At 70.4% G+C, this 24,047-nt stretch carries 19 protein-coding genes; 12 read left to right on the forward strand and 7 right to left on the reverse strand.

Going from position 1 to position 24,047, the window contains the following annotated elements; genetic code table 11:
- Positions 1–183 precede the first annotated feature (183 nt).
- Entirely contained in the window at positions 184–1,212 is a 1,029-nt protein-coding gene (locus AC0N04_RS04680; protein WP_474279164.1) for a porin, read from the forward strand.
- Between the two features lie 90 nt (positions 1,213–1,302).
- Here the strand turns inward: AC0N04_RS04680 and AC0N04_RS04685 are convergent, their stop codons facing one another.
- On the reverse strand, positions 1,303–2,058 hold the full coding sequence (locus AC0N04_RS04685) for a class II glutamine amidotransferase (protein ID WP_474279166.1): 756 nt from the start codon (positions 2,056–2,058) through the stop codon (positions 1,303–1,305).
- Positions 2,059–2,188: 130 nt separating this feature from the next.
- Here AC0N04_RS04685 and AC0N04_RS04690 point away from each other — a divergent pair, with 130 nt between their 5' ends.
- Both AC0N04_RS04690 and AC0N04_RS04695 read left to right on the forward strand, forming a co-directional pair.
- Positions 2,189–2,578: a TraR/DksA family transcriptional regulator gene (locus AC0N04_RS04690; RefSeq protein WP_474279168.1), complete on the forward strand. Its 390-nt coding sequence runs from the start codon at positions 2,189–2,191 to the stop codon at positions 2,576–2,578.
- Between the two features lie 34 nt (positions 2,579–2,612).
- On the forward strand, positions 2,613–2,993 hold the full coding sequence (locus AC0N04_RS04695) for a hypothetical protein (RefSeq protein ID WP_474279170.1): 381 nt from the start codon (positions 2,613–2,615) through the stop codon (positions 2,991–2,993).
- A 12-nt stretch (positions 2,994–3,005) separates the two neighbouring features.
- Here the strand turns inward: AC0N04_RS04695 and AC0N04_RS04700 are convergent, their stop codons facing one another.
- The 4 genes from AC0N04_RS04700 to AC0N04_RS04715 form a co-directional block, all read right to left on the reverse strand.
- Entirely contained in the window at positions 3,006–5,177 is a 2,172-nt protein-coding gene (locus AC0N04_RS04700; protein WP_474279172.1) for an FUSC family protein, read from the reverse strand.
- A gap of 14 nt (positions 5,178–5,191) precedes the next feature.
- Positions 5,192–7,087, reverse strand: a complete 1,896-nt coding sequence (locus AC0N04_RS04705) for an ATP-binding cassette domain-containing protein (RefSeq protein ID WP_474279174.1) — start codon at positions 7,085–7,087, stop codon at positions 5,192–5,194.
- An 81-nt stretch (positions 7,088–7,168) separates the two neighbouring features.
- Positions 7,169–8,143: a glutathione synthase gene (gene gshB, locus AC0N04_RS04710; protein WP_474279176.1), complete on the reverse strand. Its 975-nt coding sequence runs from the start codon at positions 8,141–8,143 to the stop codon at positions 7,169–7,171.
- 80 nt (positions 8,144–8,223) lie between these two features.
- Complete coding sequence (locus tag AC0N04_RS04715; RefSeq protein ID WP_474279178.1) at positions 8,224–9,054, reverse strand: enoyl-CoA hydratase-related protein; 831 nt, start codon at positions 9,052–9,054, stop codon at positions 8,224–8,226.
- Between the two features lie 97 nt (positions 9,055–9,151).
- On the opposite strand from AC0N04_RS04715, the gene AC0N04_RS04720 reads away from it, so the two are divergent.
- The 5 genes from AC0N04_RS04720 (at position 9,152) to AC0N04_RS04740 (ending at position 14,890) form a co-directional block, all read left to right on the forward strand.
- Positions 9,152–10,003 (forward strand): lysophospholipase, encoded by an 852-nt coding sequence (locus tag AC0N04_RS04720; RefSeq protein ID WP_474279180.1) that lies wholly within the window; start codon positions 9,152–9,154, stop codon positions 10,001–10,003.
- 62 nt (positions 10,004–10,065) lie between these two features.
- Positions 10,066–11,532, forward strand: a complete 1,467-nt coding sequence (locus tag AC0N04_RS04725) for a M20 family metallopeptidase (RefSeq protein WP_474279182.1) — start codon at positions 10,066–10,068, stop codon at positions 11,530–11,532.
- Between the two features lie 164 nt (positions 11,533–11,696).
- Complete coding sequence (locus AC0N04_RS04730) at positions 11,697–12,941, forward strand: efflux RND transporter periplasmic adaptor subunit (RefSeq protein WP_474279185.1); 1,245 nt, start codon at positions 11,697–11,699, stop codon at positions 12,939–12,941.
- 13 nt (positions 12,942–12,954) lie between these two features.
- Positions 12,955–14,190, forward strand: a complete 1,236-nt coding sequence (locus AC0N04_RS04735) for an ABC transporter permease (protein WP_474279187.1) — start codon at positions 12,955–12,957, stop codon at positions 14,188–14,190.
- A 4-nt stretch (positions 14,191–14,194) separates the two neighbouring features.
- Positions 14,195–14,890, forward strand: a complete 696-nt coding sequence (locus tag AC0N04_RS04740) for an ABC transporter ATP-binding protein (RefSeq protein ID WP_474279189.1) — start codon at positions 14,195–14,197, stop codon at positions 14,888–14,890.
- A 16-nt stretch (positions 14,891–14,906) separates the two neighbouring features.
- Here AC0N04_RS04740 and AC0N04_RS04745 read toward each other — a convergent pair whose 3' ends face one another.
- Together AC0N04_RS04745 and AC0N04_RS04750 are read right to left on the reverse strand one after the other, a co-directional pair.
- Positions 14,907–15,326, reverse strand: coding sequence for a DUF1801 domain-containing protein (locus AC0N04_RS04745; RefSeq protein WP_474279191.1), 420 nt, complete (start codon positions 15,324–15,326; stop codon positions 14,907–14,909).
- A 48-nt stretch (positions 15,327–15,374) separates the two neighbouring features.
- Positions 15,375–15,704 (reverse strand): TusE/DsrC/DsvC family sulfur relay protein, encoded by a 330-nt coding sequence (locus tag AC0N04_RS04750; RefSeq protein ID WP_474279193.1) that lies wholly within the window; start codon positions 15,702–15,704, stop codon positions 15,375–15,377.
- A 267-nt stretch (positions 15,705–15,971) separates the two neighbouring features.
- On the opposite strand from AC0N04_RS04750, the gene AC0N04_RS04755 reads away from it, so the two are divergent.
- The 4 genes from AC0N04_RS04755 to narH are packed head-to-tail and all read left to right on the forward strand — an operon-like array spanning position 15,972 to position 24,046.
- Positions 15,972–17,258 (forward strand): MFS transporter, encoded by a 1,287-nt coding sequence (locus AC0N04_RS04755; RefSeq protein ID WP_474279195.1) that lies wholly within the window; start codon positions 15,972–15,974, stop codon positions 17,256–17,258.
- A gap of 26 nt (positions 17,259–17,284) precedes the next feature.
- A complete protein-coding gene (locus tag AC0N04_RS04760; RefSeq protein ID WP_474279197.1) occupies positions 17,285–18,694 on the forward strand; it encodes a NarK family nitrate/nitrite MFS transporter in 1,410 nt (469 codons plus the stop codon).
- Positions 18,695–18,710: 16 nt separating this feature from the next.
- Positions 18,711–22,526, forward strand: a complete 3,816-nt coding sequence (locus AC0N04_RS04765; protein ID WP_474279199.1) for a nitrate reductase subunit alpha — start codon at positions 18,711–18,713, stop codon at positions 22,524–22,526.
- Positions 22,523–24,046 carry a nitrate reductase subunit beta gene (gene narH, locus AC0N04_RS04770; protein ID WP_474279201.1) on the forward strand — a complete coding sequence of 508 codons (1,524 nt, stop codon included), beginning with the start codon at positions 22,523–22,525 and terminating at the stop codon, positions 24,044–24,046. The genes AC0N04_RS04765 and narH overlap by 4 nt, the downstream gene beginning before the upstream one ends.
- Position 24,047 lies beyond the last annotated feature (1 nt).

Consider the following 24,047-nt stretch of genomic DNA (forward strand, 5'->3'; position numbering starts at 1 on the left):
GCCCGGACGCGGCGCCGGCAGACCCGCCAGGGCCGTCGCCTGTAAGCGGAAAACAACGGTCATCACGGCGTCATGGGGCACAACGACGCGCCGGGCATGCTTTGTGCAAAGATATTCCACGGTCCATCCGGGCTGCAGCAGCTCCGGGTTGTTGCCTCCCCATCCTCACCTCTGGAGTGCTCCATGTCGTTTTCCGTGTCTCCCTCCCAGCGCCGTGCCGGCCGTCTGATCGCCCTGGCGGCGCTGGTCGCCACCGGGGCCGCCCACGCCCAGTCCAGCGTGCAGGCCTATGGCCTGATCGACCTGTCGGCCGGCCAGTTCCAGGCCGCCGGCGCGGCCAAGGACAAATCGGTCCAGAGCGGCGAGATGAGCACCAGCTACCTGGGCTTCAAGGGCAGTGAAGACCTGGGCGGCGGCCTGTCGGCCAAGTTCGCGATCGAGACCTTCTTCACCGCCAACAACGGCGGCGCAGGACGCGGTTCCTGGGATCATTCCTTCTGGGCCCGCAACGCCTATGTCGGCCTGTCCGGCGACTTCGGCACCCTGACGATGGGCCGCAACACCACCTCGCTGTTCGTCTCGACGCTGATCTTCAACGCCTTCGGCGATTCGTTCGGCTTCTCCCCGGTGATCCAGCAGTATTTCTCCGATTTCGTTCCGGGCACCTTCTCGAACTACGTCTCAGGCGACACCGGCTGGAGCCAGTCGATCTCGTACAGCACGCCGAATTTCAGCGGCCTGTCGGGCCAGTTGCAGGTATCGGGCAACGGCGCCAACGCCGATGGCTCCACCAACGGCCGCAAGGTCGGCGGCAACGTGCTGTACTTCAGCGGCCCGTTCGCCGGCACCGTGGCTTACCAGAAGGTCGACGCCGGCTCCGCCGACGCCACCACCACCTACCAGGTCGGCGCGTCGTACGACTTCGGCGTGGCCAAGCTCTACGGCCAGTACGGCAAGGTCAAGGACGACACCGTCAGCAACGCCTACAAGCTGAGCGACATCGGCCTGTCGGTGCCGCTGGGCGGCGGCAAGGTGCTGCTGCAGTACGGCCATCTGGTGCCCGATGCCGGCGCCAGCCGCACCACCGTCAGCGCGGGCTACGACTACACGCTGTCCAAGCGCACCGACGTGTACGGCGTGGCGATGAACGACAAGCTGACCGGCGCCAACTCCGGCAACACCTTCGCCCTCGGCCTGCGCCACACCTTCTGATCGCCGCGGCGGCGCCCGCCGCCGTGTGCGAGGTGCACGAACCGGCCCGGCCCCGCCGGGCCTTTTTTCTTGCGCCCGCGCGCCGCCGGGTCAGGCCACGACCTGCCCGTCGACGAAGGCCTTCAGCTCGCCGGGCTCGAACGCGAGCCAGGGTTCGCCCGCCGTCAAAGGCTCGGTCGCGACGATCACCACCCGGTCGCTGGGCGTGGTGACGCGCGCGAAGTCCACCCGCAGGTCTTCGTCGCGCAGCGCGGCGGTCTGGAACGGATGCTGGCGCTGCAGCCAGTGCAGATGGGTCGATCCGTGGGCCCACAGGGCCTGGCCGTTGGACAGCAACATGTTGAAGTTGCCGTGCCGGTGCAGCTGGGGCAGCAGCTCGCGCAGGCTGCGGCTCAACTCGTCGACCGCGGGCACGCCGGCGTGGGCCTTGGCCAGCTCCTGCATCAGCCAGCAGAAAGCGTGTTCGCTGTCGGTGTCGCCGACCGGCCTGAAGCTGCCGTGCAGGCGCGGCCGGAACGTCTTCAGATCGCCGTTGTGGGCAAAGACCCAGTAGCGGCCCCACAGCTCCCGCACGAACGGGTGGGTGTTCTCCAGCGCCACGCGTCCCTGGGTGGCCTTGCGGATGTGGGCGATGACGTTGTCGCTGTGGATCGGCCAGCGCTTGATCAGCTCGGCCACCGGGCTGTCGCGGGCGCTGCGCGGGTCGACGAACAGGCGCGCGCCGCGGCGCTCGAAAAACCCGATGCCGAAGCCGTCCTTGTGCTCGTGCGCGCGCGTGGCCAGGCCGGTGAAGCTGAACATCACATCGGTCGGCGTGTTGGCGTTCATGCCCAGCAATTGGCACATGGCGGAGCTCTCGCGAGAACAGGGGGCAAGGGGGATTGTAGGAAGCGCCGTCGCCAGGACCGCCCGATTGATGCCCGTCAAGACGGCAACCGGGCTTCGGCGAGACGATGGACCCAACCAGGAGATCATCATGAGCGTCGCCCTCACCCCCAGCCAGCGGGCCCAGCTGGAAGCCGGCCTGCAACGTCGCCGGGCCGAGTTGGATCAGCAGCTTGCCGAACATCAAGGCGGTCACAGCCGTGCCGAGCAGGCCCGCGAATGGCTCGAGCAAGACAGCCAGGACGCGCGCGAACGCGATGCCGACCGCGAGGTCGAGCTGGCGCGCAGCGACCGCGAACTGGCCGAGCTCGGCCAGGTCAGCGAGGCCTTGAAGCGCATCCACCAGCCCGAGTACGGTTGGTGCATCGACTGCGGCCAGGCGATCGCCTTCGAGCGCCTGATGCTGGAGCCCTGGACCTTGCGCTGCGTGGCCTGCGAGGCGCGCACCGAGGCACCGGGTGCGGCCCGACACAGCCTCTGAATCCGTTTTCAATCCCTCAATGCCGGAGTTGTCGATGTCCCTGTTTCATGCCGTCGTCTGGATGGACCACCAGCAAGCCCACGTGCTGCAGTTCGATGCCGAATCGATCGAATCCCAGCGCGTGAAGGCGCGCTCGCACCACCCGCGCCATCACGGCGTCGACGAGCGCGCGCTGCACCAGTTCTTCGAACAGATCGCCGGCGCGCTGGCCGGCGCCCGGGAGGTGCTGCTGACCGGCCCGGCCCAGGCCCACGACGAATTCAAGGTCTGGTGCGCCCAGCACCAGCCGGCGCTGGCCAAGGTCCTGGTCGGCACCGAGAAGGCCGACCACCCGACCGACCATCAGCTGGTGGCGCTGGCGCGCCAGTACTTCCTGAAGTACGACCGCATGGCCGGCACGCCGACGCCGACCTGAGCGCGGCCCGGTTCAGCCCGGCCGGACCCGGAGATGGCCGGGGGCCGCCGCCTCCGCCGCGACGATCCGGGCCGCGTCGGCCAGGCGCTCGGCCTCGAGACCGCACAGCCGCAGGCGACGCAGCAGCCAGGGCGTCAGGTCGCTGTCCGCGCCCAGGTCGGGCCAGTCGCCGCTGTCGGCCTCGGCAGACATCGCCGGCAGCGACGGGCCCGACGGCGTCGCGCCCGTCAGGCCGCGCTCGCCCGCCCGGATGCAGCGCTCGACGCAGCGTGCCAGCTCGGCCTGCACCGCGGCCGCGTCCAATCGGGACGCGCGGCGAGCCAAGGTCTGCTGCACCGCGCCCAGCAAGGCCATCTGGCGATAGCCGCGGCTCAGCAAGGCCTCGATCCGCGCCTCGGACAAGCGCACCTGGCGCGGCTCCGCGGCATGGCGCTGGGCCGCGGCGGCGACCGCCCCCAACGCGGTGTAGGCCTGCTGCCGGCTCAGGCGCTGCGCCAGTTGCTGGGCCGGCGTCGGTGCCCAGCGCAGCACGTTGACGGCATGGCGCGACAGCGCCGACAGCAGCTGCGCGGTCTGGCGCGTCAACGTGCGCCGCTCCCAGGAGGGCAACACGAAGCAGAAGCCCCAGGCCAGCAGCGCACCGATCACCGTGTCGGCCAGGCGCTCGCCCACCGCCGGGCCGTGGCCCGGATCCACCAGCAATGGCTGCAGCAAGGCCATCAGCGTGGCCGCCGCCGCCGCCACGCGGTAGTAGCGGTTGACGTAGGCGTGGGCGGTGCCGACGGCCGCCAGGAACACCAGCGCCAGCCCGGCATGCCAGTGCAGGTGAGCCAGCGCCAGCACCAGCAGGCAACCGATGACGGTGCCGATCACCCGCTCGTTGCGGCGCGACAGCGTCTGCTCCAGGTTGCCCCGCAGCACCACCGCGACGCTCAGCACCAGCCAGTGGGGATGGGTGGCCCAGGGCAGCGCCAGGCCGATCAGCCAGGCCGTGGTCATCGCCAGCGCGCCGCGCAACGCATGGCGCATGACGCCGGACTGCAAACTCAGGTGCGGCCGCAATGCGGCCAGCGGCCACCCCTCCGGCGAGACGAACAGCTGCAGCTGTTCGCGGGTCCATGGCGTGCCGCGATCCGGGCCGACCCACCGTTCGGCCATCGCCGCGACGTCGTCGAGCATGTGGCCGAGCCGGCTCTGCAGCGCCTGCACCAGCGGGCGGCGCGGATCGGCGGCCTCGGCCGGCACGGCCATCAGGCGGGCCGCCAGCGCGGCATGCCAGGCGGCGGCCGACGGCGCGAACGGCAGCCGGTCCACCCGATCGCTGATCGCCTCGGCCAGCGCCTCGACCTGCTCGGCCAGCGGCGTCAGCGTGTCGGCCAGCGCCCGGCGCCACGCCAGGCTGGTCGCGTCCTGACCGAGCAGGTTGAGGTCGAGCCGGCTCGCCAGCAGCAGGTCGCGCAACTCGATCAGGCTCAGCACCAGATCGGTCAGGCGGCGGCTGTGCGGCGACGGGCGGGCCGCGAACACCAGATCGCGTGCCGCCTGCAAGGCCTCGGCGAAGCTCGCGTCGTCGCGGATCGAGACGCGGATCGTGTCGTCCGCCGCCGCCACCGTGCCACCGATCCGGGCGGCCCGCGAACGCAGCCGCGCCGCCGCCGCCCGCAACGCCGCCGCGACGGCCAGCTCGCGGTAGCGCCGCCGCAGCGCCCAGGCCATGGCCAGCGCCCAGGCGGCGTAGAACAGCGCGCCGGCCAGCACCCACGCCGCGTGCTGCAGCGCGTCGCGCGGCGACGCGGGCGCCGGCCAGGCCATCGCGAAGACCATCGCCAGCGTGCCAGTGAAGGACAGCGGACCGGCGCGCGGCCCCCAGGCCATCGCCATCAGGGTCAGGAAGGCGACGGCGGCGACCACCGCCGTCATCGCCGCCGGCGAATGACGGCTCAGCCCGACCGCCAGCGTCACCAGCGTCACCACCAGCGACGCGGGCAGCACCCGGCGCCAGGTGCGCTGCGCCGGGTTGGGCACGTCGGGCAGGCTGGCGCACACCGCGCCGCCGCCCGCCGCCAGCGCCACGCCCGGCCCCAGCAGCAGCGTGAACAGGACCTGGGCCAGCGCGACGCCCAGCGCCACCATCAGGCCGTTGAGCTGGGCTGCGCTGAGCCGGGTCCACGCTCGCCAGGGCATCTGCGGCTCCGGACTCAGGCGCGCGGCGCCAGTTCTTCCCAGCGCTCGAGCAATTGCATCAGTTCCTCCTCGATCCGGGCATGGCGGGCCGTGACCTCCTGGATCCGCCCGGCGCCCTGGGTGTAGAGCTCGCTGCCGCCCAGCAGGCCGGCCAGCACCGTCTGCTCGCGCTCCAGCGCGTCGATGCGCGCCGGCAGCTCGTCGAGCTCGCGCTGGACCTTGTAGCTGAGCTTGGCGGCGGGCCTGGCCACGGCCGGCGCCGGGGCGGGCGCGGGCGCCGGCGCGGGGGGCGCCTTGGCGGCGACGGCGCTCTTGGCCGCCAGGGCGCGGGCCCGGGCGCGCTGCTGCAGCCAATCGCCGATGCCGCCTTCGTACTCGCGCCACAGGCCGGGCGAGTCGTCGCCTTCCCACGCGATCACGCTGGTGACCACGTTGTCGACGAAACGCCGGTCATGGCTGACCAGGAACACGGTGCCGGGATAGTCCTGCAGCAACTCTTCGAGCAGTTCGAGCGTCTCGATGTCGAGGTCGTTGGTCGGCTCGTCCATCACCAGCACGTTGGCCGGCCGGGCGAACAGGCGTGCCAGCAGCAGCCGGTTGCGCTCGCCGCCCGACAGGCTCTTGACCGGCGAGTTGGCGCGTGCCGGCGCGAACAGGAAATCGCCCAGGTAGCTCATCACGTGCTTGCGCTGGTTGCCGATCTCGATCCACTCGCTGCCCGGGCTGATCGTGTCGGCCAGCGTGGCCTCGGGGTTCAGCGCCTCGCGCATCTGGTCGAAGTAGGCCACCTGCTGGTTGGTGCCGACGCGGATCGTGCCGCGGTCGGGCTGCAACTCGCCCAGGATCATTTTCAGCAGCGTGGTCTTGCCGGCACCGTTCGGGCCGACGAAGCCGATCTTGTCGCCGCGCAGGATCGTCGTGCTGAAGTTGTCGACCAGCAGCGGCGCGCCGGCAAAGCCCTTGCTCACGCCGTCGAGCTCGGCCACCAGCTTGCCCGAGCTGCTGCCGCGGTCGATCTCCAACCGCACCTTGCCGACCTGGTCTCGCCGGGCCGCGCGGTCCAGGCGCAGCTGTTGCAGCCGCTGCACGCGCGCCACGCTGCGGGTGCGGCGCGCCTCCACGCCCTTGCGGATCCACACCTCTTCCTGCGCCAGCAGTTTGTCGAAGCGCGCGTTGGCCTGGGCCTCGGCATCGAGCTCGCGCTGCTTGGCCGCCTCGAAGGCCGTGAAATTGCCGGGGTAGCCGCGCAGCTGGCCGCGGTCGAGTTCGACGATGCGGGTGGCCACCACGTCGAGGAAGGCGCGGTCGTGAGTGATCAGCAGCAGCGCGCCGCGAAAACCCACCAGCAGCTCGCCCAGCCACTGGATCGCGTCCAGGTCCAGGTGGTTGGTGGGTTCGTCGAGCAGCAGCACGTCGGGATTGGCCACCAGCGCCTGGGCCAGCGCGACCCGCTTCTTGGTGCCGCCCGACAGCGCGTCCACCCGCGCCTCGGCGTTCAGGTGCAGGCGCTGCAGGGTCTCGTCGACGCGGCGCTCCCACATCCAGCCGTCCAGCGCTTCCAGGCGCGTCTGCACCTGGTCCAGGTCGTCGGCCGGGTCGTGGCGCTCGTAGCGCTCGCGCAGGGCCTTGACTTCGGCCAGCCCCTCGCTGACCGCCTCGAACACGGTCGCCCCCGGGGCGAACTGCGGCTCCTGCGGCACATAGAAGCGCTGCACGCCGCCCTGGACCTGCAACTCGCCGTCGTCGGGCCGGTCCAGCCCGGCGAGGATCTTCAGCAGCGAGGACTTGCCGGTGCCGTTGCGGCCGATCAGCGCGACGCGCTCGCCGGCCTCCAGGGAAAAATCGGTACCGTCGAGCAGGGCCACGTGGCCGAAAGCGAGGTGGGCGTTGGTGAGGGTGAGCAGGGCCATGGGCCGATTGTCCCTTGCCCGGCGTTGTCGCGTCGCGTCGGCCGGGCGCTGCCCCTGTTGCCGACGCCGGCGCCGCCCGCCTCAGCCGCCCGCCGCACGCGCCTGGCTCGCGCGCTCCAGCGCGTCGACGAAGCGCGCCGCGACATCGACGCCGCTCTGCTCGGTGATCTCCTGGAAGCCGGTCGGGCTGGTGACGTTGATCTCGGTCAGGCAGTCGCCGATCACGTCCAGGCCCAGCAGCAGCAGGCCGCGCGGGGCGAGCCGCGAGCCGACGGCCGCGGCGATCTCGCGGTCGCGCTCGCTGATCGCCCGCGCGACGCCCTTGCCGCCCACCGCCAGATTGCCGCGCACCTCGGTGCCCTGCGGGATGCGCGCCAGGCAGAACGGCACGACCTCGCCGCCGATCACCAGCACGCGCTTGTCGCCTTCGGAGATCTGGGGCACGAAGCGCTGCACCATCAGCGTCTGCGCGCCATCGCGGTTCAGCGTCTCGATGATGGCGCCCAGGTTCAGGCCGTCCTCGCGCACGCGGAAGATGCCCATGCCGCCCATGCCGTCCAGCGGCTTGAGGATGATGTCGCGCTGCTCGGCGTGGAAGGCGCGCACGTCGTCGGCCGAGCGGGTGACCAGGGTCGGCGCGATCAACTCGGGAAACTCGAGGATCGCCAGCTTCTCGGGGTGGTCGCGCAGCGCCCGCGGCGCATTGAAGACCTTCGCGCCCTCGACCTCGGCGCGCTCCAGCAGGTGGGTGGCGTAGAAGTACTCGCTGTCGAACGGCGGGTCCTTGCGCATCAGCACCGCATCGAACTCGGCCAGCGCGGTGGTGGCGGCCTCGCCGGCGGCGTACCAGTCGTGCACGCCGTAGCCCGAGCGGCCGGTCAGCGTGAGCGGCTGCACCCGGGCGCTGACCCGGCCACCGCGCTGCCAGTGCAGGCTGCCGACCTCGCAGGCGAACAGTGTGTGGCCGCGCCGGGCGGCCTCGCGCATCATCGCGAAGGTGGTGTCCTTGTGGGTCTTGATGGTGGCCAGCGGGTCGGCGACGAACAGCAGTTTCATGGGCGTGAAAAGTCGAGGGGCAGCGGTCGATGGACAGCGCAGTGTGCCCTGAACCGGCCCGGCACACCGGGCGCCGGGTTTCAGCGCGGCGCCTGCGGCGGCAGCGGCGCGAACTCGGCCGGACGCTTGTCCTTCCAGCCCTGGATCGCCAGCGCCATTTCGTCGACGTCGAACAGCGCGCTCTGCAGCAGCGTCATCTGCGCCAAGGCCTCGGCCGTGCCGTGATCGCGCGCGTGGTTCAGCGCCAGCTTGCTGGCCGTCACCGCCAGCGGGCTCTTGGCGGCGATTTCGCGCGCCAGCGCCATCACATGCGCGTCCAGCGCCGCGGCATCGGGCAGCACCGCGTTGACCAGGCCGGCCGCCAGCGCCCGCGAGGCCTCCAGTCGTTCGCCGGTGTAGGCCATCTGCCGGGCCAGGCCGGGCGGCACGATTCTGGGCAGGCGTTGCAGCGTGCCCAGGTCGGCCGCCATGCCGATGTGGATCTCCTGCACCGTGAAGAAGGCGTCGGCCGTGCAGACGCGCAGGTCGCAGGCGCAGGCCAGGTCCAGCGCGCCGCCGATGCAGCCGCCCTGCACCGCGCACAGCACCGGGAAGCGCGCTTCGTCGAGCGCGCTGAAGCACGCCATCAGCTGGCGCAGCGTGGCCTGGAAGGCCAGGCGCTGGCGGGCGTCGCGGGTGGCGAGCAGGTCCATGCCGCCGCCGAACACCTCCAGCGCCATGCCGGCCGAGAAGTGCTTGCCGGTCGAAGCGATCACCAGCACCCGCGTCTGGCCGCCGTCGTCGAGCGCCCGCACCGCGTCGCGCAGCGCCGGAAAGAAGCCCGGGTCCATCGTGTTCATGCGCTCGGGGCGGTTGAGCGTCAGCCGCGCCACGCCGGCGTCGGCCTCGATCTGAAAGTAGGCAGTGCCCATGCGCGTCTCCTGGTGCGGGGTCGTTGCGGAGCCGGACAGGTTAGCGCGAATCGGCCGGCCGGCCTGTCTCGCGCGCGCCAGGTCTTAGACTGGCCGCATGCTCCCTCCCGTGTCCACCGCCGACGGACTGACGCTGCACCTGCATCGCTGGGAGGCGGCGTCGGCGCCGCGCGGCCAGGTGGTGATCGTTCACGGCCTGGGCGAGCACGGCGGCCGTTACGCCGCGGTGGCCGAGGCGCTGAACGCCCGGGGCTGGCAGGTGCTGGCCTTCGATCAGCGCGGCCACGGCGCCTCCGGCGGCCCGCGCGGCGGCATCGCCCGCGACGACAGCCTGCTGGCCGACCTGGCGCCGGTGCTGGAGGCGGCCCGGGCGTCCTGCGCCGGCCCGCTGGTGCTGCTGGGCCACAGCCTGGGCGGCCTGGTGGCGGCGCGCTTCGTCGCCGAGCGCCTGCGCCCCGCACCGGCCCGCTGGGCCCGCGAGGTCGACGCGCTGGTGCTGTCGTCGCCGGCCCTGGACCTGGGCCTGCGGCCCCACCAGCGCTTGATGATGGCGGTGCTGCCACGCCTGATGCCGCGCCTGACCGTGTCCAACGGGCTGGACCCGCAGTGGATTTCGCGCGACCCGGCGGTCGTCCAGGCCTACCGTGACGACCCGCAGGTGCACGACCGCATCAGCGCCCGGCTGGCCCGCTTCATGGCCGATGCGGGCCACGCTGTGCAGGCCGAGGCGGTGCGCTGGCGGGTGCCGACGCTGTTGATGTGGGCCGGCGCCGACCGCTGCGTCGCCCCGGCCGGCAGCCGCCGTTTCGCACGGGCCGCGCCGCCCGGCGTGGTCCGCTCGCACGAGTGGCCCGGCCTGTCGCACGAGATCTTCAACGAGCCCGAGCGGGCCGAGGTGCTGGATGCGCTGGCCGGCTGGCTGGACGCGCGTTTTCCCCGGGCGGCGTGACGCGCGCCGGGAAGCGGGCCGCGGCACAATCGTGCCCCTGCCGCTGACGAAAGGCCGCTGCCATGAACGCCCCCGAGACCCTTCCCACGCTTGATGCGGCCGCGCTGGGCCGCTTCGCCGACCAGGCCTGGCGCGAGCGCATCGTGCCGCAGCTGGTCGATTACATCGCCGTGCCGGCCAAGAGTCCGATGTTCGACGCCGACTGGCAGGCCCACGGCCTGATCGCCCGCGTGGTGCGCGACGCCGCCGCCTGGGTCGAGGCGCGCCGCGTGCCGGGCCTGCGGCTGGAAGTGATCCAGCTGGAAGGCCGCACGCCGCTGATCTTCTTCGAGGTCGAGGCCACCCGGGCGGCGAGCACGCAGACGGTGCTGATGTACGGCCATCTGGACAAGCAGCCCGAGTTCAGCGGCTGGCGTTCCGACCTGGGGCCATGGACGCCCAAGATCGAGGACGGCAAGCTCTACGGCCGGGGCGGTGCCGACGACGGCTACGCGATCTACGCGGCCATCAGCGCGATCGAGGCGCTGAAGGCGCAGAACCTGCCGCACCCGCGCATCGTCGGCCTGATCGAGACCTGCGAGGAATCGGGCTCGTTCGACCTGCCGGCCTACCTGGACGCGCTGCGCGACCGGCTGGGCGAGGTCAGCCTGGTGGTCTGCCTGGATTCGGGCGCCGGCAACTACGACCAGCTCTGGCTCACCACCAGCCTGCGCGGCAACGTCACCGGCACGCTCAAGGTCGAGGTGCTGACCGAGGGTATCCACTCCGGCGATGCCAGCGGCCTGGTGCCGTCGAGCTTCCGCATCCTGCGGATGGTGCTGGACCGGCTCGAGGACGCGCAAACCGGACGCCTGCTGCCGGCCGCCTTCCACTGCGAGGTGCCGGCCGACCGCGTGGCCCAGGCCCGCGCCACCGCCGCGACGCTGGGCGACGAGGTCTGGAAGCGCTACCCCTGGGCCTGCGGCGCCGACGGCACGTTCACGCTGCCCACCACCACCGACCCCACCGAGGCCTTGCTGAACCGCACCTGGCGGCCGACGCTGAGCATCACCGGGGTGGACGGCTTGCCCAGCCTGTCCAATGCCGGCAACGTGCTGCGTCCCTACACCGCCTTCAAGCTCAGCCTGCGCCTGCCGCCGCTGGTCGAAGGCCACGCCGCTGCGGTGCAACTCAAGGCCCTGCTGGAAGACAACGCGCCCTACAACGCCCGGGTGACCTTCCACCCGGACGGGCGCATGGACGACTGGGGCGCGACTGGCTGGAATGCGCCCGCGCTGGCGCCGTGGCTGGAGGCGGGGATGGACCGCGCCTCGCGGCGCCATTTCGGCGCGCCGCTGGGCTTCATCGGCCAGGGCGGCACGATCCCGCTGATGAATTTGCTGCAGCAGGGCTTTCCGCTGGCGCAGATGATGGTCTGCGGGGTGCTGGGCCCGAAGAGCAACGCCCATGGGCCGAACGAGTTCCTGCACATCGGCTATGGCACCCGGCTCACCGCCGCGGTGGCCGAGGTGATCGCCGCCCATCCCTGAATGTGAAGCGCGCGGTGGCGGCCGGCGGGGTGGCCACCGTGCTTGCGGCTTGATGCGAGTCAAGAGACGCGCGCTTTGTCGCGTGCCCTGTCCGCATCTGGCGCATGCTTGCGGACAGGCGTGCCGTCGGTGGCATGTATCACGTTGAATCAGGAATTCGGACCATGCGGTGGAACGACATCGTTGCCGCGTCGCGGCGCCATGCCGGCAAGGGGCTGGCGGCTGCGGCGGTGCTGGGGGCCTTGCTCTGGTGGGGATTCGGTGTCTGGGCCGGCCCCCAGGTGGTCAGCCGCAGCGTCGTGCGGCGCGATTTCGTGCAGACCGTGGTGGCCAGCGGCCATGTCGAATCGCCGCACCGCATCGACCTCGGCGCCCAGATCACCGGCAGCGTGGTGGCCGTGCCGGTGGCCGAGGGTCAGACCGTGGCCGCCGGCGCCGTGCTGGTTCGCCTGGACTCGACCGAGGCCCGCGCCGCCGAGGCGCAGGCCGCATCGGCGTGGCAGCAGGCGCGCGCCAGGCTGCGCCAGGTCGAGGAGGCCCAGGCGCCGGTGGCCGAGCAGGCGCTGCGCCAGGCCCAGGTCACGCGCGACGTCGCGCAGCGCCAATGGGAGCGGCAACGGGACCTGAAGCGCCAGGGCTTCATCGGCGAGGCGGCGCTCGACGACGCCCGCAAGGCCGCCGATCTGGCCGAGGCGCAATGGCAGGCCGCCCGCAGGCAGGCCGAGTCGGCGCGGCCGGGCGGCAGCGACGACGCGGTGGCCCGCACCGGCCTGACCCAGGCCCGGGCGGCGCTGGACGCGGCCCACGCCCGCGTCGGCTACCTGACCCTCACCGCACCGCGCGCGGGCACCTTGATCGCACGCAATGTCGAGGTCGGCGACGTGGTCCAGCCCGGCAAGGTGCTGATGACGCTGTCGCCCTCGGGGGCCACCCAGCTGGTGGTGGAGATCGATGAAAAGAACATGCACCTGCTGTCGCTCGGGCAGCTCGCCCGCGCCTCGGCGGACGCCTACCCGCAGCAGCGCTTCGACGCCCGGCTCGCCTACATCAACCCGGGCGTCAACGCGCAGACCGGCGCGGTCCAGGTCAAGCTCGACGTCGCGCATCCGCCGCCCACCCTGGTGCAGGACATGACGGTGTCGGTGGACATCGAGGTGGCCCGCCACGCCGGCGCGGTGCTGGTGCCGCTGGACGCGGTGCATGACGATCCCGCCGGCTCGCCATGGGCCTGGCGGGTGTCGCAGGGGCGGGCGCAGCGGCAGACCCTGCGCACCGGCCTGCGCAGCGCCGGATGGGTCGAGGTGCTGGCCGGGCTGCAGCCGGGCGACCGGGTGCTGCCGGCCGACGCGGGCGTGCGCGATGGCCAGCGCGTGCGCGCCCGCGCCGACACCGACCCGGCGGCACCGTGAGGGCCGGCGCGCGATGAACCGGCGCTGGTTGCCGTTCGAGTGGATCGTCGCGATCCGCTTCCTGCGCGAGGGCCGCATGCAGACCGCCTTCATCGTCAGCGGCGTGGCGATCGGCGTCGGCGTGATCGTCTTCATGTCGGCGCTGCTGTCGGGCCTGCAGTCCAATTTCATCCGCCGCGTGCTGACGGCGCAGTCGCACATCCAGCTGCTGCCGCCGCAGCAGGTCGCGCGGCCGCAGCGGCCGGCGGGCGACACCTCGACCGAGGTCGCCATCGTGATGCAGCCGCCGCTGCAGCGGATCAAGTCGATCGACCAGTGGCAGACCATCGCGGCGCACATCCGGACGATGGCCGGCGTGCGCGTGGTCACGCCGACCGTGGCCGGCTCGATGCTGGTGGTGCGCGGCGACGCCAGCCGGGCGATCACGGCGGTGGGCATCGAGCCCGACGCCTACTACCGCATCGTCGACCTCCCCGGCAAGCGCGTCGCCGGAACCATGCGCCTGTCGGTCAGCGACATCCTGATCGGCGTCGACCTGGCGAGCGACCTGGGTGTGGCCGTCGGCGACAAGCTGCGCGTCAGCACCGCGGCCGGCGCCAGCAGCACGCTGACCATCGCCGGCCTGTTCGACCTCGGCAACAAGGGGGCCAACATGCGCACCACCTTCATGGCCCTGCACACCGCGCAAAGCCTGCTCGGCCTGCCCGGCGGCGCGACCACGCTGGAGGTGACGCTGGACGACGTCTACGCCGCCGAGCGCGTGGCCCAGCGCATCACCGCCGACACCGGCATCGAGGCCGACAGCTGGATCAAGACCAGCGCGCAGTTCTTCGCCGCGGTCAGCGCCCAGACCACCGCCAACACCGCGATCCGCTTCTTCGTCGGGCTGTCGGTGGCCTTCGGCATCGCCAGCGTGCTGGTGGTGTCGGTGGTGCAGAAATCGCGCGAGATCGGCATCCTGCGCGCCATGGGCATCAGCCGCGGCCAGATCCTGCGCGTGTTCCTGCTGCAGGGCGGGCTGATGGGGCTGGCCGGTTCGATCGTCGGTTCGGCCATCGGTGCGCTGGCGCTGACGCTGTGGCAGCACCTGGCGCGAAATGCTGACGGCACGCCGCTGTTCCCGCTGAGCTTCGAGCCCGCGCTCTACGTCGGCGCACTGGTTCTGGCGACGCTGACCGGCCTGGTCTCGGCCTTTGCGCCGGCGCTGCGGGCGGCCCGGCTCGACCCGGTGGTGGCGATCCGTGGCTGAGCCGATGCGCCCCGCCGCCGCCGCGCCGGTGCTGGTGCTGGAAGGCATCCGCAAGTCCTTCAACGTCGGCACGCCGATCGAGACCGAGGTGCTGCACGGCATCGACCTGACGCTGTCGCCCGGCGAGTTCTGCGCGGTGATGGGCCCGTCCGGCTCGGGCAAGAGCACCTTGCTGAACCTGGTGGGCCTGCTGGACCGGCCGACCGCCGGCCGGCTGAGCCTGTGCGGCGAGCAGACCCTCGGTCTGGACGACCAGGCGCTGACGCGGCTGCGTGGTCACAACGTGGGCTTCGTGTTCCAGTACCACCACCTGCTGAGCGCGTTCACCGCGCTCGAAAACGTGATGCTGCCGATGCTCGGCGACGCCGGTTTCCCCAACGACGCGATGCGCGAGCGCGCCGCCGCGCTGCTGGCCAGCGTCGGCCTGACGCCGCAGCAGGATCACCTGGCCAATGCGCTGTCCGGCGGCCAGCAGCAGCGCGTGGCGGTGGCCCGCGCGCTGGCCATGAACCCGCCGCTGCTGCTGGCCGACGAGCCCACCGGCAACCTCGACACCAAGAGCGCCGACACGGTGTTTGAGCTGCTGCGCCGCTTCACCCGCGAGCACGGCACCGCGGTGCTGTTCGTCACCCACAACCCGGAGCTGGCCGGGCGCTGCGACAAGATCCTGCAGGTGGTGGACGGCCGGATCGTGAGCTGAGCCGGCGGCCCCTCCATCAGGCCGTCCTCGGCGGCTTGCCCGCCGCAGCGGACTGGTTGAGCGCGACCGCGGCGCGAACGAGCGCGATCAGCGCCTCGTCATCCAGCGGAGCAGCCTCCGAAAAGTCGATGGCGCGCCGGACATGGCCGTCCAGGCTGGCGTTGAACAGTCGCTTGGGATCCGCGAGCGACGCGCCCTTCGCGAAGGTCAGCTTCACGACCTTCTTGTAGGTTTCTCCGGTGCAGACGATCCCGGCGCAGGACCAGACCGGCGTGTTCCATTTCCACTCTTCAACCACGCCGGGATCTGCGCTCCGGATCAGCGTTCTGAGCCGGGCAAGAAGGTCCCCTCGCCAATCCTGAAGCTCCGCCACCCGCCGATCTATGAGGACGAGCGGAGGGAGGCCTTCATCCGCCGCGGGCGTCTTCCTGGGCATGCGCTTCGTTGCAGCGAACGTGGTCCGGGTGGAGAAGGCGGCCGGCGCTCAACCCGTGCTCCACGCCCGAGGCCGGCGCATGCCGGCGATCTTGCAGGCCTGGGCGACGTAGCCGTAGGGGAACAGAGCGAACAAGGCCTGGCGGCCTTGGCCGGGATGGCGCTGTTCGAGGTGGCGCATCGCGTGGCGCGCGTCGGGCGTGATGCGGTGCTCCTGGTAGTAGTCGCGCATGAAGCCGATCACGAACCAGTGGTCGTCGCCGAGCACCAGCCCCATCGGCTCGGCCAGCCGGCTGGCGACGGTTTCGTTCCAGTCGTCGGGATCGATCAGGTAGCCCTCGTCGTCGAGGGTCGGCAGGTCGGTGGTCGAGGGCGTCATCGCGGCTGGATCTCCTGGCGAGCGGGTCGGCAGACCCGGGCAGTCCCCTTCGCGGGACTCGCTGGCGGCGCTGATGACAGCAGCCTGCAGCGGGCATGGATTTGACCTGAGTCAAACAAGCGCCGGGAATTCGGCCGGGTCGTTCTTCAGAACGATGGCCCCGGCGGCGCCATCGTTCCTTCGCCGCGCGCCGCCTGTGCTGGCGATGGATGGCGCCCGGCACGTGCCTGGCCGACAGTGGCACGGTCGCTTCATCCCTCTCTGCCCATGTCACGCCCTTCCTCGACGTCGATTCCCCGCCAGGCCTGGTCGGTGCTGGTCGTCAGCACGCTGGCCTTCACGGTCTGCTTCATGGTCTGGATGATGTTCGCGGTGATCGGCATCCCGATCCGCAAGACCCTGGGCCTGAACGCCACCGAGTTCGGCCTGCTGACCGCGATGCCGGTGCTGTCGGGCTCGCTGATCCGGGTGCCGCTGGGCATCTGGACCGACCGCTTCGGCGGCCGCGTGGTGATGGCGGCGCTGCTGGCGCTGACGGTGCCGGCGATCTGGCTGCTGGCCTACGCCACGGCGTACTGGCACTTCCTGGCGATCGGCCTGATGCTGGGGCTGGCGGGAGGCTCGTTCTCGGTCGGCACGCCGTATGTCGCACGCTGGTTTCCGCGCTCGCGCCAGGGCATGGCGATGGGGGTCTTCGGCGCCGGCAACTCGGGCGCGGCGGTCAACAAGTTCGTCGCACCGGCCCTGCTGCTGGCGTTCGGCTGGACCGCCGTGCCCAAGGTCTACGCCGCCGTCATGCTGGGCACGCTGATCGTGTTCTGGCTGGGCAGCGCCAGCGACCCGCGGCACCTCGTGCCGTCGACGACGCGCTTCGCCGACCAGTTGAAGACGCTGAAGGACCCGACCGTGCTGAAGTACTGCCAGTATTACAGCATCGTCTTCGGCGGCTATGTCGCGCTGAGCCTGTGGATGGTCCAGTACTACGTCGGCGAGTACGGCCTGGACATCCGCTGGGCCGCGCTGCTGGCGGCCTGCTTCTCGCTGCCGGGCGGCGTGCTGCGCGCGGTCGGCGGCGTGCTGTCCGACCGGCACGGCGCCCACAAGATCACCTGGTGGGTGCTGTGGGTGGCGTGGATCTGCCTGTTCCTGCTGAGCTACCCGCAGACCGATTTCAGCGTGCTGACGGTCCACGGCCTGCGCAGCTTCCACCTCGGCCTGAACGTCTACGCCTTCACCGCGCTGCTGTTCCTGCTGGGCATCGCCTTCGCGTTCGGCAAGGCAAGCGTCTTCAAGTACATCAGCGACGACTACCCCGAGAACATCGGCGCGGTCAGCGGCGTGGTCGGTCTGGCGGGCGGCATGGGCGGCTTCCTGATGCCCATCCTGTTCGGCCTGCTGATGGACCTCACCGGCGTGCGCTCCAGCGCCTTCATGCTGATGTACGGCGTGGTCTGGGTGTCGCTGATCTGGATGTACTGGACCGAAATCCGCCGCACCGAAGTCATCGGCCAGAACGCACCGGACGGCCCCTTCTCGCGCAGCTTCTCGCGCTGATCCCCTTTTTTGATCGGAGACCCCTCATGCATGCCACTTCAGCGAGCCGTGCGCGTGGCCGCACGCTCGACCTCTGGACCCCGGAAGACAAGGCCTTCTGGGAACGCGAGGGCGAGGCCGTCGCCAAGCTCAACCTGTGGATCTCGGTGCCGGCGCTGTTCCTGGCCTTCGCGATCTGGCAGGTCTGGAGCGTGGTGGCGGTGAGCCTGCCCTCGCTCGGCTTCAAGTACTCGACCAACCAGCTGTTCTGGCTGACGGCGGCACCGGCGCTGTCCGGCGCGACGCTGCGCATCTTCTACAGCTTCATGGTGCCGCTGGTCGGCGGACGGCGCTGGACCGCGATCTCCACCGCCTCGCTGCTGATCCCGGCCCTCGGCCTCGGCTTCGCGGTGCAGGACAACACCACCAGCTACCCGACCATGATGGCGCTGGCGCTGCTGTGCGGCTTCGGCGGCGGCAACTTCAGCTCCAGCATGGCCAACATCAGCTTCTTCTTCCCGAAGGAGCGCAAGGGCTCGGCGCTGGGGGTCAACGCGGGGCTGGGCAACCTGGGCGTGTCGGTGGTGCAGTTCCTGAGTCCGCTGGTGGTCACCGCCGGCCTGTTCGGCATCTTCGGCGGCGACCCGCAAACCATCGTCAAGGCCGGCGAGCCGGTGCAGGTGTGGACGCAGAACGCGGCCTTCATCTGGGTGCCGTGGATCGCCATCGCCGCGCTGGTGGCCTGGTTCGGCATGAACGACCTGGCCGACGCCAAGGCCTCGTTCGCCGATCAGGCGGTGATCTTCCGCCGCAAGCACAACTGGCTGATGTGCATCCTGTACCTGGGCACCTTCGGCTCGTTCATCGGCTACGCCGCGGGCTTTCCGCTGCTGATCAAGAGCCAGTTCCCGCAGGTCAACCCGCTCGCCTACGCCTGGCTGGGGCCGCTGGTCGGCGCGGCGGTGCGGCCGTTCGGCGGCTGGCTGGCCGACCGGCTGGGCGGCGCACGGGTCACGCTGTGGAACTTCATCGTGATGGCCTGCGCCGTCGGCGGGGTGCTGTACTTCCTGCCCACCGGCCCGGCGCACGGCAACTTCGCCGGCTTCTTCGTCAGCTTCCTGGTGCTGTTCTTCACCACCGGCATCGGCAATGGCTCGACCTTCCGGATGATCCCGGTGATCTTCCAGACCCTGAAGCTGCGCGGCGTCGACCCGGGCAACGCCCAGGCGGTGGCCCGCGCGACCAAGGAAGGCAATACCGAGGCGGCCGCGACGCTCGGCTTCACCGCCGCGTTCGCGGCCTACGGCGGCTTCTTCATCCCGAAGAGCTACGGCAGCTCGATCGCGCTGACCGGCGGCCCCGAGGCGGCGCTGTACGTCTTCATCGTCTTCTACCTGCTGTGCATCGCGGTGACTTGGTGGCACTACGCCCGCCGCAACGCGCCGATGCCCTGCTGAAACCGGACCCACGACCATGAGCCATTTTCTCGACCGCCTGACCCACTTCCGCCTGCCCCAGGAGAGCTTCTCCGACGGCCACGGCAAGGTCACCGGCGAAGACCGCACCTGGGAAGACGCCTACCGCAACCGCTGGGCGCACGACAAGATCGTGCGCAGCACGCACGGCGTGAACTGCACGGGCTCCTGCTCGTGGAAGATCTACGTCAAGGGCGGCATCGTCACCTGGGAGACCCAGCAGACCGACTACCCGCGCACGCGCTGGGACATGCCCAACCACGAGCCCCGCGGCTGCGCGCGCGGCGCCAGCTACAGCTGGTACCTCTACAGCGCCAACCGGGTGAAGTACCCGATGGTGCGCGGCCGCCTGCTGGCGCGCTGGCGCGACGCGCTCAAGACCGCCAGGACGCCGGTCGACGCCTGGGCCAGCATCGTCGAGAACCCCGAGGCCCGGCGCGATTACCAGAAGGTGCGCGGCATGGGCGGCTTCGTCCGCAGCCACTGGGACGAGGTGAACCAGATGATCGCGGCGGCGAACGTCTACACGATCAAGAAGCACGGGCCGGACCGCATCGTCGGCTTCTCGCCGATCCCGGCGATGAGCATGGTCAGCTACGCCGCCGGCAGCCGCTACCTGAACCTGATCGGCGGCGTGCCGCTGAGCTTCTACGACTGGTACTGCGACCTGCCGCCGGCCAGCCCGCAGGTCTGGGGCGAGCAGACCGACGTGCCGGAATCGGCCGACTGGTACAACAGCAGCTACATCATCGCCTGGGGCTCCAATGTGCCGCAGACGCGCACGCCGGACGCGCACTTCTTCACCGAGGTGCGCTACAAGGGCACCAAGACCGTCGCGGTGACGCCGGACTACTCCGAGGTCGCCAAGCTGTCCGATCTCTGGCTGCACCCCAAGCAGGGCACCGACGCGGCGCTGGCGATGGCGATGGGCCACGTGGCGCTGAACGAGTTCTACTTCGTCAAACGCAGCCCGTACTTCGACGACTACGCGCGCCGCTACACCGACCTGCCGCTGCTGGTGATGCTCAAGGAGCACACGCTGGCCGACGGCAGCGCGACCTGGGTGCCCGACCGCTACCTGCGCGCCAGCGACTTCAACGGCCGGCTGGGCCAGTCCAACAACCCCGAGTGGAAGACGGTGGCCTTCGACACCGACGGCCGCGCGGTGCTGCCCAACGGCAGCATCGGCTTTCGCTGGGGCGCCGAGGAGCGCGCCGACCTGGGCCGCTGGAACCTGGAGGCCAAGGAGGCCCGCCACGGCGCCGACGTCAGGCTCAAGCTCTCGGTGATGGAAGACGGGCCGCAGGCGCACGAGGTGATCGACGTCGCGCTGCCCTACTTCGGCGGCGTCAGCACGCCGCACTTCACCGCCAACGCCCAGCAGGGTGACGTCAACCGGGTCAGGGTGCCGGCCGTGCGGCTGCGCCTGGGCAAGGCCGGCGACGAGCGCCACGCGCTGGTGGCCACGGTGTTCGACCTGCAGGCCGCGCAGTACGGCATCGACCGCGGCCTGGGCAGCGGCGCCGCGAGCTACGACGCCGACGCCGCCTACACCCCGGCCTGGGCCGAGACCCTCACCGGGGTGCCGCGCGACCAGATCATCACCGTCGCACGCCAGTTCGCCGACAACGCCGACAAGACCCGCGGCCGTTCGATGGTGATCATCGGCGCGGGCGTGAACCACTGGTACCACGCCGACATGAACTACCGCGGCGTCATCAACCTGCTGATGATGTGCGGCTGCATCGGCCAGAGCGGCGGCGGCTGGGCGCATTACGTGGGCCAGGAAAAGCTGCGCCCGCAGACCGGCTGGACGGCACTGGCCTTCGCGCTGGACTGGATCCGCCCGCCGCGCCAGATGAACGGCACCAGCTTCTTCTATGCCCACACCGACCAGTGGCGCTACGAGAAGCTCGGCATGGACGAGATCGTCTCGCCGACGCTGAGCGCGGCCGACCGGGCGCTGTTCTCCGGCAGCATGATCGACTACAACGTGCGCGCCGAGCGCATGGGCTGGCTGCCGTCGGCCCCGCAGCTCAGGACCAACCCGCTGCAGGTCGCCAAGGACGCCGGCGCGGCCGGCCTGGACGCGAGGGACTACGTCGCCCGCGCGCTCAAGGACGGCACGCTGCAGATGAGCTGCGAGGACCCCGACGCGCCGCAGAACTGGCCGCGCAACATGCTGGTCTGGCGCTCGAACCTGCTGGGCTCCAGCGGCAAGGGCCACGAGTACTTCTGCAAGCACCTGCTCGGCACCGAGCACGGCGTGCAGGGCAAGGACCTGGGCCGCGACGAGGCCCGGCCGGCCGAGGTCGTCTGGCACGAGCAGGCGCCCGAAGGCAAGCTCGACCTGCTGGTGACGCTGGACTTCCGCATGAGCACGACCTGCCTCTACAGCGACATCGTGCTGCCCACCGCCAGCTGGTACGAGAAGAACGACCTCAACACCAGCGACATGCATCCCTTCATCCACCCGCTGAGCGCGGCCATCGACCCGGTCTGGCAGGCGCGCTCCGACTGGGAGATCTACAAGGGCTTCGCCAAGGCCTTCAGCGAGGTCTGCGTCGGCCACCTGGGCGTCGAGAAGGACGTGGTGCTGACCCCGCTGATGCACGACACGCCGGCCGAGCTGGCGCAGGCGATGGGCGTGCACGAATGGAAGAAGGGCCAGTGCGAGCTGGTCCCCGGCAAGACCGCGCCGCAGGTCACGCTGGTCGAGCGCGACTACCCCAACGTCTACAAGCGCTTCATCGCGCTGGGTCCGTTGATGGACCAGCTGGGCAATGGCGGCAAGGGCATCGCCTGGAAGACCGGCACCGAGGTCGAGCAGCTCGGCCAGCTCAACGGCCGGACCCTCACCGAGGGCGTGACCCAGGGCCTGCCGAAGATCGTCAGCGACATCGACGCCTGCGAGGTCATCCTGCAGCTCGCGCCCGAGACCAACGGCCATGTCGCGGTCAAGGCCTGGCAGGCGCTGGGACGGCAGACCGGGCGCGACCACACCCACCTGGCGCTCTACCGCGAGGACGAGAAGATCCGCTACCGCGACATCCAGGCCCAGCCGCGCAAGATCATCAGCAGCCCGACCTGGAGCGGCATCGAGAGCGAGACCGTCAGCTACACCGCCGGCTACACCAACGTGCACGAGCTGATCCCCTGGCGCACGCTGACCGGGCGGCAGCAGTTCTACCAGGACCATCCGTGGATGATCGCCTTCGGCGAGGGCTTCTCCAGCTACCGCCCGCCGGTGGACCTGAAGACCACCTCCGGCATCCACAACATCCGGGGCAACGGCCACCCGGAAATCCTGCTCAACTTCATCACGCCGCACCAGAAGTGGGGCATCCACAGCACCTACAGCGACAACCTGATGATGCTGACGCTCAACCGCGGCGGCACCGTGATCTGGCTCAGCGAGGACGACGCGAAGGCGGCCGGCATCGTCGACAACGACTGGGTCGAGCTGTTCAACGTCAACGGCGCGGTGGCCGCGCGGGCGGTGGTCAGCCAGCGGGTCAAGCCCGGCATGGTGATGATGTACCACTCGCAGGAGAAGATCATCAACACACCGGGATCGGAGATCACCGGCGTGCGCGGCGGCATCCACAACAGCGTGACGCGCGTCGTGCTCAAGCCGACCCACATGATCGGCGGCTACGCGCAGCAGAGCTACGGTTTCAACTACTACGGAACCATCGGCTCCAACCGCGACGAGTTCGTCGTCGTGCGCAAGATGGACAAGGTCGACTGGCTGGACACGCCGCGCGACGACCATCTCGCCGCCGCCTACCAAGGTCAAGGAGAAAACCCGTGAAGATTCGCGCACAGATCGGCATGGTGCTGAACCTGGACAAGTGCATCGGCTGCCACACCTGCAGCGTCACCTGCAAGAACGTCTGGACCAGCCGGCCCGGCGTCGAATACGCCTGGTTCAACAACGTCGAGACCAAGCCCGGCATCGGCTACCCCAAGGAATGGGAGAACCAGGACAAGTGGCACGGCGGCTGGGTGCGCAAGGCCAACGGTGCGATCGAGCCGCGACAGGGCGGCAAGTGGAAGCTGCTGATGCGCATCTTCGCCAACCCGAACATGCCGCAGATCGACGACTACTACGAGCCGTTCACCTTCGACTACGACCACCTGCAGTCGGCGCCCGAGATGAAGCACGCGCCGACCGCGCGGCCGCGCAGCCTGATCACCGGCCAGCGCATGGAGAAGATCGTCTGGGGCCCGAACTGGGAGGAGATCCTGGGCGGCGAGTTCAGCAAGCGCTCCAAGGACAGGAACTTCGACGACATCCAGAAGGACATCTACGGGCAGTTCGAGAACACCTTCATGATGTACCTGCCGCGGCTGTGCGAGCACTGCCTGAACCCGGCCTGCGTGGCCTCGTGTCCCAGCGGCAGCATCTACAAGCGCGAGGAGGACGGCATCGTCCTGATCGACCAGGACAAATGCCGCGGCTGGCGCATGTGCGTCAGCGGCTGCCCCTACAAGAAGATCTACTACAACTGGAAGAGCGGCAAGGCCGAGAAGTGCATCTTCTGCTACCCGCGCATCGAGGCCGGCCAGCCTACGGTGTGCAGCGAGACCTGCGTCGGCCGCATCCGCTACCTGGGCGTGCTGCTGTACGACGCCGACCGCATCCAGGAAGCCGCCAGCGTCGAGAAGGACAAGGACCTGTACCAGGCCCAGCTCGACATCTTCCTCGACCCGCACGACCCGCAGGTGATCGCCCAGGCCCGCCGCGACGGCATTCCCGAGAACTGGCTGGAGGCCGCCCGCAGCAGCCCCGTCTACAAGATGGCGGTGGACTGGAAGGTGGCGCTGCCGCTGCACCCGGAGTACCGCACGCTGCCGATGGTCTGGTATGTGCCGCCGCTGTCGCCGATCACCGCCGCGGCGAGCGCCGGACACGTCGGCGCCAACGGCGAGATCCCCGACGTCAACCAGCTGCGCATACCCGTCCAGTACCTGGCCAACCTGCTGACCGCCGGCAACACCGGCCCCGTGGTGCGCGCGCTGGAACGCATGCTGGCGATGCGGGCCTACCAGCGCGGCAAGCATGTCGACGGGGTCGACAACGCCGAGGTGCTGAACCAGGTCGGCCTGGGCAAGGCGGAGGTCGAGGACATGTACCGCACGATGGCCATCGCCAACTACGAGGACCGCTTCGTCATCCCCACCACGCACCGCGAGTACGCCGAGAACGCGTTCAACGTGCGCGGCGGCTGCGGCTTCAGCTTCGGCAACGGCTGCAGCGAGGGCACGACCGAGACCAGCCTGTTCGGCAGCGAGAAGAAGCGCACCATTCCCATCAAGGCGGAGCTGTGAG

It is taken from the genome of Ideonella sp. sgz306126, assembly GCF_056032705.1.

What these genes read in the sequence shown, in the direction of transcription:
- AC0N04_RS04680 (WP_474279164.1), top strand. Translation starts at nt 184, where the DNA reads ATGTCGTTTTCCGTGTCTCCCTCCCAGCGCCGTGCCGGCCGTCTGATC.
- AC0N04_RS04685 (WP_474279166.1), bottom strand. Translation starts at nt 2,058, where the DNA reads ATGTGCCAATTGCTGGGCATGAACGCCAACACGCCGACCGATGTGATG.
- AC0N04_RS04690 (WP_474279168.1), top strand. Translation starts at nt 2,189, where the DNA reads ATGAGCGTCGCCCTCACCCCCAGCCAGCGGGCCCAGCTGGAAGCCGGC.
- AC0N04_RS04695 (WP_474279170.1), top strand. Translation starts at nt 2,613, where the DNA reads ATGTCCCTGTTTCATGCCGTCGTCTGGATGGACCACCAGCAAGCCCAC.
- AC0N04_RS04700 (WP_474279172.1), bottom strand. Translation starts at nt 5,177, where the DNA reads ATGCCCTGGCGAGCGTGGACCCGGCTCAGCGCAGCCCAGCTCAACGGC.
- AC0N04_RS04705 (WP_474279174.1), bottom strand. Translation starts at nt 7,087, where the DNA reads ATGGCCCTGCTCACCCTCACCAACGCCCACCTCGCTTTCGGCCACGTG.
- gshB (WP_474279176.1), bottom strand. Translation starts at nt 8,143, where the DNA reads ATGAAACTGCTGTTCGTCGCCGACCCGCTGGCCACCATCAAGACCCAC.
- AC0N04_RS04715 (WP_474279178.1), bottom strand. Translation starts at nt 9,054, where the DNA reads ATGGGCACTGCCTACTTTCAGATCGAGGCCGACGCCGGCGTGGCGCGG.
- AC0N04_RS04720 (WP_474279180.1), top strand. Translation starts at nt 9,152, where the DNA reads ATGCTCCCTCCCGTGTCCACCGCCGACGGACTGACGCTGCACCTGCAT.
- AC0N04_RS04725 (WP_474279182.1), top strand. Translation starts at nt 10,066, where the DNA reads ATGAACGCCCCCGAGACCCTTCCCACGCTTGATGCGGCCGCGCTGGGC.
- AC0N04_RS04730 (WP_474279185.1), top strand. Translation starts at nt 11,697, where the DNA reads ATGCGGTGGAACGACATCGTTGCCGCGTCGCGGCGCCATGCCGGCAAG.
- AC0N04_RS04735 (WP_474279187.1), top strand. Translation starts at nt 12,955, where the DNA reads ATGAACCGGCGCTGGTTGCCGTTCGAGTGGATCGTCGCGATCCGCTTC.
- AC0N04_RS04740 (WP_474279189.1), top strand. Translation starts at nt 14,195, where the DNA reads ATGCGCCCCGCCGCCGCCGCGCCGGTGCTGGTGCTGGAAGGCATCCGC.
- AC0N04_RS04745 (WP_474279191.1), bottom strand. Translation starts at nt 15,326, where the DNA reads ATGCCCAGGAAGACGCCCGCGGCGGATGAAGGCCTCCCTCCGCTCGTC.
- AC0N04_RS04750 (WP_474279193.1), bottom strand. Translation starts at nt 15,704, where the DNA reads ATGACGCCCTCGACCACCGACCTGCCGACCCTCGACGACGAGGGCTAC.
- AC0N04_RS04755 (WP_474279195.1), top strand. Translation starts at nt 15,972, where the DNA reads ATGTCACGCCCTTCCTCGACGTCGATTCCCCGCCAGGCCTGGTCGGTG.
- AC0N04_RS04760 (WP_474279197.1), top strand. Translation starts at nt 17,285, where the DNA reads ATGCATGCCACTTCAGCGAGCCGTGCGCGTGGCCGCACGCTCGACCTC.
- AC0N04_RS04765 (WP_474279199.1), top strand. Translation starts at nt 18,711, where the DNA reads ATGAGCCATTTTCTCGACCGCCTGACCCACTTCCGCCTGCCCCAGGAG.